The sequence below is a fragment of the Porphyromonas gingivicanis JCM 15907 genome, assembly GCF_000614585.1.
GTDB classification, from domain to species: Bacteria; Bacteroidota; Bacteroidia; order Bacteroidales; family Porphyromonadaceae; genus Porphyromonas; species Porphyromonas gingivicanis.
In genome coordinates, this window is sequence record NZ_BAKX01000005.1 from 47,290 (window position 1) to 62,623 (window position 15,334).

Sequence of the window (15,334 nt, forward strand, 5' to 3'; positions counted from 1 at the left end):
AGCCCCCTTTTTTACGTTCCGATAGAGTTTTTTGCGTTGCACTTACGACTCAAAAAAATAAAATGCCCGCTCTTGAAATCTATACAGTATATAGGTAAGGCGGGCAAGGTATAATGGTTACGTGTAAAAGGGTCTATGCTTTTGGACAAAAGGCTCCGTGCAAACTTGGAAAACCATCCGTGTAAACGAACGAAAGGGTTAATGGTTACTTAGCCTGCTATCCATCCTTTTGAAAAGGGAATGTAACCCTCTCTTAGAGAATAGAGAGGGCATACTTGCGCCACTCGTCGATGAGCGACTGCATATCTTCGGGTATGGGCACTTCAAAGCGCATCGTCTCTTTTGTCGTGGGGTGCACAAAACCCAGTGTGCGGGCGTGTAGAGCCTGTCGAGGGCACAGAGCAAGCATTCGTCGAGCAAAGGATAAATAAGCAGAAGTGGGGCGACCTCGCAAGATTTCGTGTCCGCCATACTTTTCGTCGGAAAATAGGGGATGATTGATAGACTTCATATGGGCACGTATTTGGTGCGTGCGCCCCGTTTCCAAACGGCACTCGATGAGCGACACGAAAGCAAATGTTTCGAGTACTTTATAGTGCGTTACGGCAGGCTTGCCCTCCTCTCCATCGGGAGGGAAGACCAACATGCGAGTACGGTCTTTGGGGTCTCTGCCGATGTTACCCTCTATGCGCCCCTCTTTTTCGGAGAAAGCCCCCCATACCAAGGCATGGTAGGTGCGTTCGGATGTCTTCTCGAAAAACTGCTTCCCCAAGGCGGTTTTGGCATCGGGTCGCTTAGCCACTACGAGCAGTCCACTTGTATCTTTATCAATACGATGTGCCAAACCAACGGCAGGATCGTTAGGGTCATAGGTAGGATTGTCTTGTAGATAGAAGGCTAAGGCATTGACCAAAGTGCCCGTATAGTTGCCATTGCCCGGGTGGACTACCATACCTGCGGGTTTATTGACCACTAATAAGTCGTCATCTTCGTAGACAATATCGAGGGGGATCTCTTCGGGCAAAATGCCTTTCTCAAAGGGTGGACGTTCCAAACGCAGGGTAATAATATCTCCTGGGCGTACTTTATAGCTACTTTTTATAGGTGTTTCGCCTGCAAATAGGTGTCCAGCCTCTGCCGCTTGCTGTATGCGGTTGCGTGAGCTATGTTCTAAGCGGTCGCCCAAAAACTTATCGACACGAATAGGGGTCTGCCCTTGGTCTACGATTACTCGAAAGTGTTCGTAGAGTTCATTGCCTTGCCCTTTGCTCGATGCAGAGGGGAGGTCAAAGCTTTCCTCATCGTCCCAAAGCTCGTCAGTATAGTTCTCTTTCATACTATATAGATGCTATCTTACCACCAACTCTCTTCCTCCTCTGGAGAAGCGGGGGGGATGGGAGCCTCTTCGGGCATCACAGGTTGGTCGGGCGTTGTGGAGAGGTCTTCGAGTCTGAGGGGAGTATTCCCTGTAACTAAGAGAACGAGCGAAGACTGCGCTTCGAGCTTGGTGCCGGGGGCTAAAGAGAGCCCTTTGGTGTCTTCTACACCTACCGTAAGTCCTTCAAACTCTCCCGGCACTTGGCGGATCTGTGCTATCCTAAAGCCTAAGCCTTCTAAGGTCGCTTTCGCCTGACGCATAGACATTCCCTCTAAATTGGAGGGTAATTGTACCAGCTTCGGTGAAGTGGCATTAACTGTCAAGAAGATAATGCGACCGGGCTTTACTTTGGCTCCCGCTTCGGGTAGGCTTTCATAGACGCTACCTGGGGCTAAGTGTTCGTAGTAATTGGAGTCCACGACTTCGCCTCGCAACCCTTGAGCCTTGAGTTTTGCTTCGGCATCTTGCCAACTAAGCCCTTGAAGAGGAGGAACAATCACAGCATCTCCATGCTTTGTATAGTGTCCTAATCCGAGGAGTAGTATGATAACGATAGCTATACTAACAGCAATCATCAGAAGAATGTTGCTTATAAGAGGGTTTTACGTAAAAACTTCATAACAAAAACAGGTTTATTGCAAGCCTATATTGAGTAGTAGAGGGGTATAGGTAACTTATCGCATCTTGAGAGTAGCTACCGATAGTGCCGCCAAGATAATAGCTATAAGCCAAAAACGCACTACAATTTTGTTTTCGGCAATCTTCTTGTGTGGATGTTGTATGATAGACTTTATTTGGTCTGCATCTCCCTTTTGGAAATGGTGATGTAGGGGAGCCATGCGTAATATCCGTCGTGGTTCGCCATAACGTTTGCGAGTATATTTATAATAACCCACTTGAAGCATAGTAGAGAGCCCCTCAATGATAAAGAGTCCACACATAATGGGGAGCAGAAACTCTTTGCGGATGATGATAGCAAAGGCGGCTATAATCCCCCCGAGAGCGAGGCTACCCGTGTCTCCCATAAATACTTGTGCAGGGTAGCTATTGAACCAGAGGAAGCCGATAGTAGCTCCTACAAAAGCGGCAGCGAAGATAACCAGCTCTTCTGCCCCTGGGATATACATAATATTAAGGTAGGAAGCCATCTGTATATGGCTCGAAACGTATGCCAAAATCAATAGCACCAGTCCGACAGGTGCCGAAGACCCCGCCGCCAGTCCATCCAATCCATCCGTCAAGTTCACACAGTTGCTCAAATAGGTGATAATCAAAATCGTTATCGTTATAAAGAGCAACCAGCCAACAACCTGCTTGTATTGGTCGGGAACGGGAAGGATGTCGGCATAGTCGAAGTTGTTGTTTTTGAAGAAAGGAATAGTCGTTTTAGTACTTTTTACTTGCTCCTTCTCAAAAAGAACATTCTCAATAGTTCCCTCATTACGTACCTCTTTGTTTTCCCGAATAGTAGCTTCGGGACTTAAATAGAGTACCGTGCCGATGATAAGCCCTAAGATAACTTGTACCAATATCTTATACTTGCCCTTTAACCCATCCTTATTTTTGCGAAAGACCTTGATGTAATCATCCAAAAAGCCTACCATGGCCATAAGTAGGGTGGTGATGATCATTAAAATAACATAGATGTTATCGAGACGAGCCCACAACAAGGTCGGGATAAGGATAGCTAAGATGATGATAATACCCCCCATAGTAGGTGTATTCTTCTTGGAGGCTTCGCCCTCTAAGCCTAAGTCTCTTACTACCTCTCCTATTTGGTGCTTGCGCAGATAGTTGATAATACCGCTCCCTACCCAAGTTGCCAAAACGAGAGCAAGTATAAATGCCATAGTAGCTCGGAAGGAGACATAGTAGAAAAGTCTACTACCAGGGATTTGCCATTCGGTTAGTAAATCGCTTAAATAGTATAACATAGTGCGTAGTACGTTAAGATGGATTGTTCAGTAAAGAGAGAGCTGTGCGAAGCTCCTCACGGTCGTCGAAGTGATGGCGTACACCCGCTATCTCTTGATAGGTTTCGTGCCCTTTGCCTGCCACAAGGATAACATCACCCTTCTGTGCCAAGCGACAGGCGGTGCGTATTGCTTCTTTTCGATCTTTATTGATGAGTGTTTGTAGCTGCTCTTGAGGGGTAAGACCCTCAAGCATATCTTGGATTATTTGTTCGGGTTCTTCGTTGCGGGGGTTGTCGCTGGTCAGCAAGAGCAAATCGCTACGACGGAATGCCTCTTGTGCCATAATGGGTCTTTTGCCTTTGTCCCGATTGCCCCCTGCTCCAACTACTGTTATAAGGCGCGCTCCCTCGGAGAGTAGGGGACGGATGGTCTCTAATACCTTGATTAACGCATCGGGCGTATGAGCATAGTCTACGATGGCGGTGCAAGTGCCCGAATAGACTACTTCGAAACGCCCCTCTGCGGCTTGTAGATTGCTAAGAGCAGTAAGAAGTTCTTCGATAGGTAAATTGGGGAGTAATAAGCGAGTGGCAGCGTAAACTACTCCCATATTATAGGCGTTGAAGTTGCCTACTAATCGGCTCCATACTTCCTTATTGTCTAAGAGTAATGCCGTGCCGTTAAGGTCTCTCTCGATCACTTTTATAGAGAAGTCAGCAGCCCTATTGAGAGAATAGGTGTAAACTTGAGCACGACAGTTTTGTATCATAGTGGCTCCGTTCTTATCGTCTGCGTTGATAAGAGCGAAGGCTTCTGTAGATAGGCTATCGAAGAAGCCCTTTTTGGCACGAATATACTCGAGCATAGTGCCGTGATAGTCGAGATGATCTCTTGTCAAGTTGGTAAAAATGCCCCCTCGAAAGAAAAGAGAGCCTATGCGTCTCTGTACCACCGCGTGCGAAGAAACTTCCATAAAGACATACGAACAGCCCGATATGTACATTTGGTGAAGTAAGGCTCCTAAGGATATGGGGTCGGGAGTAGTATGTGTGGCGGGGATAACCTCTTTGCCAATTCTGTTCTCTACAGTACCGATAAGCCTGTTTGGTAGCCTAATTGAGAGAAAAGGCGGTAGAGCAGTGTAGCAGTCGTTGTCTTCCCATTGGTGCCTGTTACCCCGATTAATTGCATCTTTTCTGAAGGGTAGTCCCAATAGAGAGCTACTAAGGCGGCTAATGCCTCGGGCGAAGAGGAGACTTGAATATACACCACATCGTGCGTAGTGAATAGCGTTTGTTCCTCTTGGGTTAGTGTAGGTTCTCCTACAATCAGACGGACTCCACCCTCTACTACTTGGGAAATGAAGCTCCACCCCTCTACAGCCACGCCAGAAATGGCCACGAAAATACCTCCAGCAACCACTTTGCGAGAGTCGGAGGCTATGTTAGAGAAAGCAAGTTCGGGAACTTCTTGTGGTTTGCAACTAACGAACCATGGTTGCAGGCTCTTGATAATCTCCTTTAGGGTGATACTTCTTGGAGAAGTACAAGGGTATGGCTTATCGTTCATTTTGCTTATCTGGGGTCGAAATATCTTTGGGGGGAGTGGAGGGGCTATGCCTGGGCTGTAAGTGAAGCAGTACCTTTTCGCCTTTCCCTATTTTACTTCCGCTCGGTTTAGACTGTGCTACTACCTCTCCCCTGCCTTTGAGCTGTACAGACAAGCCATGGTTTAGGAGCAGATAGTAGGCGTCAGAGGCAGACATCCCTATCACTGAGGCATAATCTCTTGTCGCTGTGCGTTGATAGGCACTAAGTCTATTTTACTGTCCTTTTGTGTTTGTGGGGCTACGTAGGATGTTTTTTGATGTTCTTTATCGGAAGAGAGAGAGAGACCCGCCTGCTCTGAAAAACCTTCAACAGAGGGCCTTCTGCCCGAGAGTAGATGGGGAGCAATGGGAGAAACTTTGCTTGCGTTCAAATCTTCAAAATTGATTTGCTTCTGACGCTGAGCATCGGCAATGGCAATAGCTTTTACAATAGGACCTGCCATCAGTGCTGCGGCAGGGCGTCCCTTGGGGTTTTGGGGACGTACTATATTGGCATAGACTGTATAGCGAGGGTTTTCGGAGGGAAAGAAGCCACAAAAGCTCACCACGTGTTCATCGGGGATATAGCCTCTTCCAGGGTCTGTGTAGCGTGCCGTTCCTGTTTTACCACTGATAGACACAATGGGTGTCCGCAAATGTTTTGCTGTACCCTCGGTTACTACCATACGTAGCATAGTGCGCACGGCATCTATCGTGGAAGGCGTAGCAATGTCAGACTTCAAAACAGTAGGCTTATTCTCCAAAACAATCTCTCCTTTAGAGTTGATTACCCTATCTACAAGGTAGGGGCGCATGATGCGTCCGCCGTTAGCAAGGGCGTTATAAAAAGTAAGGATATATATTGGAGGGAGTTGCATAGCATATCCATAGGACATACGAGAGAGGGTAAGTTTGTCCCATGCCTTACCTCCTGGAGAATGGATAATAGGTATTGAGGGGTTGGGAATGTCGCTTCTAAGAGAGTCTCCAAAGCCCAACGCTCTAAGACTCTTTACAAATCGTTCGGGGCGATGTTCATAGCCTGCTGTTATCATTTTCGCAGAGGCGATATTACTGGAGTTAGCAAGAGCTTCCTCGTAGGTTAATACCCCTACATTATGATCTTTAATGGGCTTGCCACGATAGTGCCATACCCGATTGTTACCAATATCAATGGTTTCTTTGGGGTGTACCAACCCATCGTCCAAGGCAATAACCATACTTGCTGTCTTGAGCGTACTTCCTGGCTCTATAAGGTCTAAGAAAATATGGTTCCCCGTTTCCTCGATTTTATTCGTCTTTAGATCTCTTTTCTTATTTGAAATAGCTACAATACGTCCCGTATTGACTTCCATAACAGCTACAGAACCTCTATGGGCTTGGTAGGAGTCGATTTGTGCTATAAGAGTCTCTTCGGCAATGTCTTGGAGCGTCCAATCAATGGTTGTGTAGAGGTCGGCTCCGTCTATGGGAGGAGTTTTGCGTATGGTAGTAGAGCGTGTGGTGCGGAAGCTCTGCTCTTTGATGCCAAAAGAGCCTGCTAAATACTTGTTGTAATACTCCTCAATGCCTCCCTGTGCTACAGTAATGCTATCTTGTGTGCGCTCTAAAACGAAGCCGAGGATAGATTTAGCCATATCCCCATTGGGAGAGCTACGTTTCGATATTTTGTCCGAATTGAGTGCTAAATAGAAGGGGCTACGACCTTTCTTCTTGCCATCTTTCTTGTAGGTCCACATAAGAGAGTCCCTTTTCAGAGCTTCGTATTCGTCGAAGGTTATGTTATACCATATAGGTCTGCTCCTCTATTACCCTTATTGGACTGTTTGAGCCAGCGTTGCACCAAAGCCTCTTCTGTGTTGGCTTTGTCCAAAGTGCGCAGACGGGGGATACTACGAAGCGAAATCTGTGCCAAGGTTTTCAAAACCTCTCGTTCGTTGCATCGATTGCTGTCGCAGAGAGCAAGATACCCTTCGGAGCGGAAGTCGAAGCGCATACGGAAAAGAGGAATGGAGACACGAAGCAATTCGCCCGAAGAGGTGTAGATATTACCTCGTTTGGGATATTCTACTACATCTTTAACTGGGCGATGTGCTCGCTCTATGCGTCGCCACTCTGCTCCATCTACACCAGCTATCCAGTAAAGACGTCCCCAAACTACAAATGCCACAATAACGAAAACCCATGCTATTGAATAGAAGCGAAGTACAATCTTTTTGTGAGCACGTCTATTCTGTTCGATGCGTTCTCGTACAGAGTGAGGTATATTATCTTTTTCCGTGGGCATAGAGAGCGAGTTGAGAGGTTAGTTATTATCTTCTTCGTATAGTCCCTCGGGTTCTACAACATAGAGCAAAAAGGAAGATTCGTTAGAGGGAGCAAGAGTAGAGCCAATGGTCTGCAAACGTAGTTCCACTTCGTCGGGACGTATAGCTGAGTGGAGCTTGGAGCTAAGTTGTTGTTGCTTACGATAGGTAGTTTCCAATTGAGTCTCTAAATGATCTATACGAGATATGAGATTGTTTGTTTTGTAAGATTGCCATATTCCCAACGTACTCCAAAGTGCCACTACACAAAATATCGTAATAGCCCATGGGTATTGGCTCAAAAAAGCTCCCGACAAGATTTGAAAAAGTTGTCCTCGTACCGAAGCCTTAGGAGTCTTGTTGCCGTTAGATGGAGATGAAGTATTTGTCTTTTTGTATGAGGTTTGGGGGTGTGATGCTCTTCGCTGACCTGTTGCTTGTATTGGCGCAATAGTTTCCTCCACTGCTTGCTCTTCTTCGTTGTGTGGAGAGGGTTCTATGCCCACTGTCAAATCTTCCCGAATAGAAGAAGTTGTGTCGTTTCTCTGTAAGTCCATTGACTCCTCTTGAAGGCACTCTTCGGGCATATAATCCGCCGAAGAAAATGCATCGTGAGGCTCATTACCTCGATAAAGGTCGTCCTTATTTTTTTCTTCCATAAAACAGATAATTGCTTTAGATATACCCTACTGAAAAACCATACAAAGGTAATCATACTAATAAGGATATGCAAGAGATGTAAAAAGAGATAAGGATTTCTTTTTTAGGACTTTTGATGAGAGCTTGTAGAACAGCGTAGTCACAAGATGTTGCTACCAAAATTAAAAGAAATGTACAGAAGTAGCTACCATAAACTAAATGTCGATAATAGCGCAGTATGTGCAGTAGTAGACAATAGTTTCTATCCTCTATACACAAAAGACTCCTCCATTTACATCAATAGAGAAGCCTTTGCCGAAGTTGTATGCAACAACTTTGAAACAGGTACAAAATGTTTTATCTTAAGGAACCAGCACCTTGTAGCTCTTTGCACCCACCTGTACCACATAGTTGCCCATAGGAAGAGGTAGACTATTCTTGCCTTCTATCGAAACAAACTGAGCAACTTCCTGACCAGCTAAATTATAAACCTCAACTCTCTTTCCTTTTGACATCGTGAGATTAAGTACTCCTTTTCCTAAAGAGACTATAACCTCTTCACTTCTCACATCATTGAGGTCTACCGTTCCTCCCATAAAACTAAATGAAACTTTTTGCTCTTTCTCAGTTATAGCGGTAATAGGTTTACCCAGATAACCTCCGCTGTACAATGAGGCTGCAGGAATTGAGGTGTCGGTAAACTCCGTTTTATTTAGTGGCCCAGGGAAAAGGTCTTCCGCTTCATCATTGTAAGAAGGAGAATTATCTGCTGCTACTATCTGAAAACGGGGATGGCTATTGCCTGTTCTATTAACGCTGTTGCTTTCCCAAAAAGATTGAGAATAATCAACATGAGTAATCATCAAACCATTGCCTGGAAGGTAAGCATCCCATCCTGTTTTTTGTCTATTCTCAAAAAGAAAATATTCATTAGGGTTGGCATCGGAGTGAATAATGCAAGCCTGATTATGAGTGTTAATAGGGTTTAGTATTACAAGTGTAGGTCGAGTCAACTGCTTGGGTTCTAACCAACCTACAAACATACGCTCGTAAGAGGTGTAGCCTGCGGGAGTGTGCGAAGAGTTGTTATAAGAACCTCTGTCCATTAAACTCCAGCTACCCACACCATAATTACCCGAAAAAATCGATGCCGTATCATAAAAGTCAGGAAGCCCCAAACAGTGAGTAAACTCATGACAGAAAGTACCAATCCCATCTAAAAAGGCCCCAAAAGAACCCTTTAACTCTGAAGTGCAGGCGTAACGATCTACTTTTAAATCTCCCAGTTTAACCCCACTGTAACCCGCTTCGGTCAAAGTCCATGCGTGGGGCCAAATAGATGCTGAAGGTCCTCCCTGCGACTCACTATATCCAGCGTATATGAGAAAGACCAAGTCTATGATTCCATCTTTGTCATTATCGTACTGACTAAAATCGATGTTTCGTTTCGAAAGCTCTTCACATGCCTCTTTTACCATTTCTGGAGCATGCGCATCATACTTCAGATGGGTTCTCTGTCCGTAATAAGCCATAGGTCGTTTTAAAGTAATGGGTTCAGTTACATCGAACGAGGGAGTGAATTTTCCATACGATTGATCTGAGAAGTAATCAAAGGCACTGCCCGTAGCATTGCCCTTCTTATAGCCTTTCTCATTCATTTGCGCATCAATTGCCTTTTGAGGCTCTGCGATTTGGAACTTTATATCTTTGTATTGGACTAAAACAACCAATCCCTTAGGGCTTCCCGTTGATGGGAATTTACCCCTTGAAAACTTCTCTCGAAGAGGGCTTTCTGCACGTTTTTGGTACACAGCCCTTTTAAAGTTTTCCACAGACAAAGATGCAAGAAAAGAACGCTCCTCTTCGGAACGATGGGCAGGATCATGACCCACAAAAGAAGAAACAACAATGTCGTAATTTTCAGTAACAGTAGCATACTTCATATAACCATCTGCATCTTCAAGAAGCATAAATCCATCGGAAGTGCTGTGATAGTTAAAATGCTCATCACCTTGCAAGAAGATGGTAAGGGTACTACCATCGGGCTGGGTAAAAAGGCGTATTACTCTATCGGCAGGAGCAGCCTGTACAATGCCTTGCACTAATAAAAAAAGGAAAGAGAGTAACAAGCCTTTATGCACTTGTAGCAAAAAGTTATTCTTCATAAGGCAATACATTTTACGATAAGTAGAAACACCCTCAGAGATTTTTATGATGATTCGCTGAGGGTGCTTGTTCTTTTATTTTACAAGTAATTTACGCACAAGGCGATTGTGCCCATCTGTTAGTTGCACTACATAGTAACCAGAAGAGAGATTAGACGATGCTATACGACGTCCTGAGAGGTCATATACAGCAACTATCTCAAAACCTTTAGTTGCCTGAATAATCCCCTCTGAATACCATACTTGCGCCTCAATATCTGCAAGGATTCCTTCGTTGCTTGTGCCTTTTTTAACACTAAATTCTGCAGCGTTATGTACACGAAGATCTTTGGGCGTAGCACCATAATCATTTACGAAAGCTACCACACGAAGATTTTCTCTATTCCACTTAGAATCAAGCTGGAGGGTGTAGTCTTTTTGATAGTTATAACTACTCAAATCCAACTTATCTCCCCATGTAGAGGCATTCAAAATAGCTCGAACGACCCCATTTTGGATGTATTCTTTCTTTCCCAACTGAGTGGTAGATTTAATAGAGTCTTCTACAATGAGAACCGTAAGGCGTGGTTCTTTAGCAAAAGGCAACTCTTTCGCAGCAGACTCGCCTTTAATTCTAATATCCAATCGATTTGTTGCCTTGTCGAGTTTAAGCTCTCCATTTACGGAAATAAATGCAGGAAAAGAAGCTCCGTTATTTATGACGAAAGTCGTTAAGCCCTCTACACCAACAAAATAAGCAGGTCCTCTCTCTTCAAGCCCTGGATATATATCTCTGTTTATAGCTATTGCAGGGAGGAATGTTTTATTATTTTCAAAAAATACAGAAAGATCATTTGTATAGGGCAAGGAGTAAGTATCTTCGTATAGATGGTGCTTAATCCAAACCACATCCTTACGTTTATTAATAGCAACAGCATAAAGAGAGTCTGCTTCGGGCATAGCCCTATGGCGCTCAGAAGTGAACTGCTCGAAAAGGACTTTCTTAGACATTACACTACCACCTTCTTTGAAAACGAAGAGGTTCTTCTCTAAATGGTCATTCCCCTTATTACTATCAAGTTTTTCATTAACAGTAAGTACATCCAACTCGATGGTATGGTTGCCTTCTTCGGGAAATTTTATGCCTCCCATTGTAATGAAAGACTCCAATCCTATGGGTAAATTGAGGGTGTCTACTGTTATCTGCTGAAATTCTTTTCCATCAGATTTAAGAGAAAAAGTTACCTTTTTGACATTACTCTTAGAGTAGTTACGAAGGCAGAAATCAACGGACGAAGGCGTGTTGCGACTCACGAAATCACTCGACTCCAATCGTCTTATACCCACATCATTCAAAGGAGCATTATCTCCCTTGGCATAGGCAAATATGGCGATGTTATAGTCAAGAGGAAAACGATCTAAGGGATCCCATTTAGTCGCAGGGGGACCTAAGAAAAAGTTTGCTCCACTCTCTCGAGCGCCGCGAGTAAAACTCAACTGAACAGCAGGAAAATTACCAACACTATAATGTGCAAATATCCCTATGTAGAGAGGCTTGTCGGCTTCGATAGGAATCTCGCGTTGTAGCGTTACTACATTCCAAGCATTTTCCTTGAGATTTTCGACTTTTTGCTTTAGAGGAAAGTTGCTGAACCCCATATCTAAGTCAGGAGTTACAAAAACGTATATCGCATCTAAAATACTTTTTTCCAAAGAGGGCTGGTAGAATACGATATCGGTCAATGTATTGCCAGCATACTTATTAACGATTTCTTTTTTTAGTAGAACAGCTGCACCTTGATCCACAGGTTGATCAGACCATTGGAGCTTCAATGTACCGCCTACGCGGTCTTCGGTGTATCCAATACGTAACTTACTTTCATCTGTTCGAGGGCTTTTTATAGTATTTTTTCCCGAGGAAGGCTCAAAGAAAACACCGCCATTCCCTTGAGACCACCCTAAAGTAGCCCCAGTAGAAAAGAGAGTAAGTAGTAGTAAAAGTTTCTTTATCATAAGTTCTTGATTATACGATTTGGAGGATAGAATCGACAACAATCCTATCCTCCGAAAAATATAAATATTATTGATTTACACTAACCTTAATACTGGCAGTAGAACCATCTACTCCTTGTGCCGTCACTACGTAAACGCCAGGAGTCAAGTCTAAATCAACTTCATAATTACCCTCTACGACATGCTTCTTTTCGATGAGACGCCCCGTCAAATCGTAAACACGTACCATACTTGCATTAAAATTACCAAGCTGAAGTTTCTTTGTCATAGAGTTATAAGAGATAGCAGCTCCTACAACAACTTCTTGTACCCCCGTACCTCCCTTGATAGCCAAACGAAGTTGAGGTACCCAATCTAATAAAAGCATAGCTTGTGCATTGGGGTTAGATGGATTTAATTCATTACGAGCCATGTAGCGCATTGAGCGAAGCTCTCCACTCCCTTTTCCAAAAGTTACAAACTGAGCAGGGTAACTATTTCCTGTTGTTCCTTCTTTCCACACTTGGATGCAGAGGTGTTTGTCTTTTTGGTATTCAAAATCTTTAGAGAAGTTGAACTCCATTCGATTAACTCCATCCTTGATACTTAACTGTCCTTCATACACGAGTGTCATATCTTTTGGATTCATACAAGCCGCAACTGGAGTAAGATCTTTATAGTCCTTTATGTCTACGTTTGCCATATAAATCTTAACGTCTACATCTTCCACAGAAGCTACCCCATTGATATAGTCGTATGCCATACGGGAAATCAGTGCATCTTTTACCAAAGCAAGCTCTTCTGCATGGTAGATGGTTTGGCTCACAGAGTATTGTCTTGAGAAACTCATTGGGAGAGTCGTTTCGTGGGTAATAGAATTTCTCGTAATCAAGTGACTCCAAGGAGCAGTGCCTGCGGGAAGGATTTTCACATCAAATGTTTGAGAACGATTGTTATTCTTTTCTCCGTCGCCTTCCAAGACTACCTCTGCTGCCAACTTTATCATTCCTTCTACTTGAGGATTGTAGTTAATAAAGCATACTGCGCCCTTCTTAGATTCTATAACGGGAACGTCCGAAGTTTCTGCAAGGATAGTAGCATTATCTCCCTTCACTTCGAGAAGCCTTACTTTGTAAGAGCTTTGAGCTTCAGAGCCTTCGTTGTAAATTTTGACAGCCACTTTATTCTCTAAATCTTTGATCAATTCACTAATTTCAAATTCTTCTACAGAAAGGTCTTTCTTGTATAGTTCTTTGACCATAACATCTTGTATAGAGAACTTGTTACGAACCTCCATCGTACCAACTGAAGTACAGTGAATGCCAAGATTATAATTTCCATCTTCGGAAATATCTACAGTCATCACCTCTGTTTGAATTTGATTGGGCTTCGATGAAGTGTAATCTTCAAATTTTTGAATTTCTTTCTGAGCAGCTACAGATGCTCCTTTGCCAATATTCACAGAGAAGTTATGAACAGAGTAAGCTATATCGAGCTGTGTTTGAATGATGATTTCGTAGCGCTTACCAGCTTTCAATGTGATAGCTGGAGAGAAGAGCCAGTCATCAGCTGCTTGTTCGTAGGGTGCTGGATCAAGAGCCATACGTTGGAAGTTGTCGAAACTTCCTCCTAAATACTCAAAAGTCTTACCATCTTTGTTAGCATCAAGTACAGTCCAGCTATCTGCATCGTCTTGGGTTTTGAAAGAAGTGTGATAGGGAGTTGAGTAAGCCTGTCCTGCTTTAATCTTCTCCGATTCCGTTGGAACACCTTTACCCACATCGTTTTTGGGGACGATAATGTAAGAGTAGGCTTGTATTACTCCCAAAGTATTGTCTAAGAATGTTGTTTCTTTAGTATTCTCTACGACTACTTTTTGGTCGGGCATACGTATAACAGAGTAAGAAATCTTAGATGGATCAATCCACCCCTCGTGTCCACCCTTAGTAGGCGCAGACCACGTAATTTCTATATCCGAACCCTTCTTTTCTCTCTTTAGATTTTCTACCTTTCCAGGGATGTCTTCGCCTACATAGCAACGAATACTATCCAAAACACCCATACCAGCACTGTTCTCTACCTTTACGTAGTAGGTATGTATACCTTGTGGTACATTGGTATCTATCCATTGCATTGTAGCTCCAGGATACCCTCCTGCTATGCTACTAACGATATTGCTTCTTTTGTCTCGGGCAATATAAACCTTTTGGATAGAAGGCAACTCTGTTTTATCCCATGTTTTAGAAGGATTCTTCCAAGTTATTTTAGCGTTATTCTTATTTTTTGAATCAAAAGTAGCACTCAAATCTTCAACACGAGCTGGAGCCTTTCTTTCCGAAGCGACTTCATAGGGGATATAAAGACCTGTAACAATATCTCCAAAACCAATAGAACCCAAAAAGAGAGACTCCCCACTTTTAGGATCTACCTTTACTGCATACTGTATTCCCGAGTTGTCGGATGCCAGCCAGTAGAGATCGCCCGTAGTATGATCAAAATCTACAGTATGGGTATAGTTAGGAATAATTGCACTATTGTCTCTCTTTATCTCTTTTTTAGTTGATTCTATTTCTTGGAAATTGGTGGTATCAAACTGTACGATTTGGCTTCCTACATAATTGCCCTCTGCATTAGGCTTCCCAATTATTCCATACAGGTTGCCATCATAATCATAGGCTGCTCCAAACACATAAACATCTAAATCCTTTACAAAAGTAAATTCTCCTGTATTCGTGTTTATCTTGTAGACAGCAGAAACTGCTTTGTCTGTACGCTTGCTACGTCCCAATCCCCAACATTGTTTATTCTTATGGTCGTAAGCCAACTCATAGATTGTAGGCCAATTTTGAGACTCTGGAGATTCGTACACATACTGTCTGATAGTTTTTATCTCTCCCGTATTAGTATCTATTTCCACAAAAGCATGTGGAAGGACCTGATGGGTATAGAGGGTTACAATGTATCCGATATACTTATCTCCAGTATAAGTCCCTCCATGGAGTACCTTGATTTTGAATTCGTTTTTCTCTGCTATAGGACCAAGGCGTTCTATATCTAATGTCTTTGTAGAGTAAAAACGCACTACACTCGGATAGGCAACTCCGTCTTTGAGTGTTGTCCCGAAAAATAGTACGCCTTTTTTTGCACTGCTCCCATCATCCAAACGAAGTTGAGGTCTGGATCTTTGGGCGCAGTACTACTCTTTTCTGTCAATGCAGGGTAGGTACCTTGCTGAGGCATACTCCCCTCTTTTTGAGCAAAGAGAAGACTAAACGAGGCACCTAACAAAGACAAACAAAGTAAAATCTTCTTTTTCATCTTGTTCTATCGTTACTAAAAATTAAACATATTTATCCACTCACTGAAGTTTT

Annotated in this window: 11 protein-coding genes and 1 pseudogene; all 12 read right to left on the reverse strand. The window is 43.4% G+C overall.

Annotation, left to right across the window (positions count from 1 at the left end; translation table 11 throughout):
• Positions 1–253: 253 nt before the first annotated feature.
• Complete coding sequence (locus JCM15907_RS06275; protein WP_025843157.1) at positions 254–1,336, reverse strand: RluA family pseudouridine synthase; 1,083 nt, start codon at positions 1,334–1,336, stop codon at positions 254–256.
• A gap of 17 nt (positions 1,337–1,353) precedes the next feature.
• A complete protein-coding gene (locus JCM15907_RS11110) occupies positions 1,354–1,953 on the reverse strand; it encodes a PASTA domain-containing protein (RefSeq protein ID WP_025843158.1) in 600 nt (199 codons plus the stop codon).
• Between the two features lie 99 nt (positions 1,954–2,052).
• Positions 2,053–3,312, reverse strand: a complete 1,260-nt coding sequence (gene mraY / locus JCM15907_RS06285; RefSeq protein ID WP_025843159.1) for a phospho-N-acetylmuramoyl-pentapeptide-transferase — start codon at positions 3,310–3,312, stop codon at positions 2,053–2,055.
• Positions 3,313–3,325: 13 nt separating this feature from the next.
• Positions 3,326–4,824 (reverse strand): annotated as a pseudogene (locus JCM15907_RS11115) (UDP-N-acetylmuramoyl-L-alanyl-D-glutamate--2,6-diaminopimelate ligase).
• A 28-nt stretch (positions 4,825–4,852) separates the two neighbouring features.
• Complete coding sequence (locus JCM15907_RS06295) at positions 4,853–5,059, reverse strand: PASTA domain-containing protein (protein ID WP_025843160.1); 207 nt, start codon at positions 5,057–5,059, stop codon at positions 4,853–4,855.
• 5 nt (positions 5,060–5,064) lie between these two features.
• Positions 5,065–6,621 (reverse strand): peptidoglycan D,D-transpeptidase FtsI family protein, encoded by a 1,557-nt coding sequence (locus JCM15907_RS11120; RefSeq protein WP_025843161.1) that lies wholly within the window; start codon positions 6,619–6,621, stop codon positions 5,065–5,067.
• Between the two features lie 38 nt (positions 6,622–6,659).
• On the reverse strand, positions 6,660–7,169 hold the full coding sequence (locus JCM15907_RS06305; protein WP_025843162.1) for a penicillin-binding protein 2: 510 nt from the start codon (positions 7,167–7,169) through the stop codon (positions 6,660–6,662).
• A gap of 18 nt (positions 7,170–7,187) precedes the next feature.
• A complete protein-coding gene (locus JCM15907_RS06310; RefSeq protein WP_025843163.1) occupies positions 7,188–7,847 on the reverse strand; it encodes a hypothetical protein in 660 nt (219 codons plus the stop codon).
• A 342-nt stretch (positions 7,848–8,189) separates the two neighbouring features.
• Positions 8,190–9,992 (reverse strand): M6 family metalloprotease domain-containing protein, encoded by a 1,803-nt coding sequence (locus tag JCM15907_RS12320; RefSeq protein ID WP_025843164.1) that lies wholly within the window; start codon positions 9,990–9,992, stop codon positions 8,190–8,192.
• Between the two features lie 75 nt (positions 9,993–10,067).
• A complete protein-coding gene (locus JCM15907_RS06320) occupies positions 10,068–11,984 on the reverse strand; it encodes an Omp28-related outer membrane protein (RefSeq protein ID WP_025843165.1) in 1,917 nt (638 codons plus the stop codon).
• A gap of 67 nt (positions 11,985–12,051) precedes the next feature.
• Positions 12,052–15,126: a T9SS-dependent choice-of-anchor J family protein gene (locus tag JCM15907_RS06325; RefSeq protein WP_159099924.1), complete on the reverse strand. Its 3,075-nt coding sequence runs from the start codon at positions 15,124–15,126 to the stop codon at positions 12,052–12,054.
• Positions 15,045–15,281, reverse strand: coding sequence for a hypothetical protein (locus JCM15907_RS06330; protein ID WP_025843167.1), 237 nt, complete (start codon positions 15,279–15,281; stop codon positions 15,045–15,047). The genes JCM15907_RS06325 and JCM15907_RS06330 overlap by 82 nt, the downstream gene beginning before the upstream one ends.
• Positions 15,282–15,334: the final 53 nt, after the last annotated feature.

Bases quoted from the DNA above. Each gene is read 5' to 3' on its own strand.
- JCM15907_RS06275 (WP_025843157.1), bottom strand. From the start codon at position 1,336: ATGAAAGAGAACTATACTGACGAGCTTTGGGACGATGAGGAAAGCTTT.
- JCM15907_RS11110 (WP_025843158.1), bottom strand. From the start codon at position 1,953: ATGATTGCTGTTAGTATAGCTATCGTTATCATACTACTCCTCGGATTA.
- mraY (WP_025843159.1), bottom strand. From the start codon at position 3,312: ATGTTATACTATTTAAGCGATTTACTAACCGAATGGCAAATCCCTGGT.
- JCM15907_RS06295 (WP_025843160.1), bottom strand. From the start codon at position 5,059: ATGTCTGCCTCTGACGCCTACTATCTGCTCCTAAACCATGGCTTGTCT.
- JCM15907_RS11120 (WP_025843161.1), bottom strand. From the start codon at position 6,621: ATGTGGACCTACAAGAAAGATGGCAAGAAGAAAGGTCGTAGCCCCTTC.
- JCM15907_RS06305 (WP_025843162.1), bottom strand. From the start codon at position 7,169: ATGCCCACGGAAAAAGATAATATACCTCACTCTGTACGAGAACGCATC.
- JCM15907_RS06310 (WP_025843163.1), bottom strand. From the start codon at position 7,847: ATGGAAGAAAAAAATAAGGACGACCTTTATCGAGGTAATGAGCCTCAC.
- JCM15907_RS12320 (WP_025843164.1), bottom strand. From the start codon at position 9,992: ATGAAGAATAACTTTTTGCTACAAGTGCATAAAGGCTTGTTACTCTCT.
- JCM15907_RS06320 (WP_025843165.1), bottom strand. From the start codon at position 11,984: ATGATAAAGAAACTTTTACTACTACTTACTCTCTTTTCTACTGGGGCT.
- JCM15907_RS06330 (WP_025843167.1), bottom strand. From the start codon at position 15,281: ATGAAAAAGAAGATTTTACTTTGTTTGTCTTTGTTAGGTGCCTCGTTT.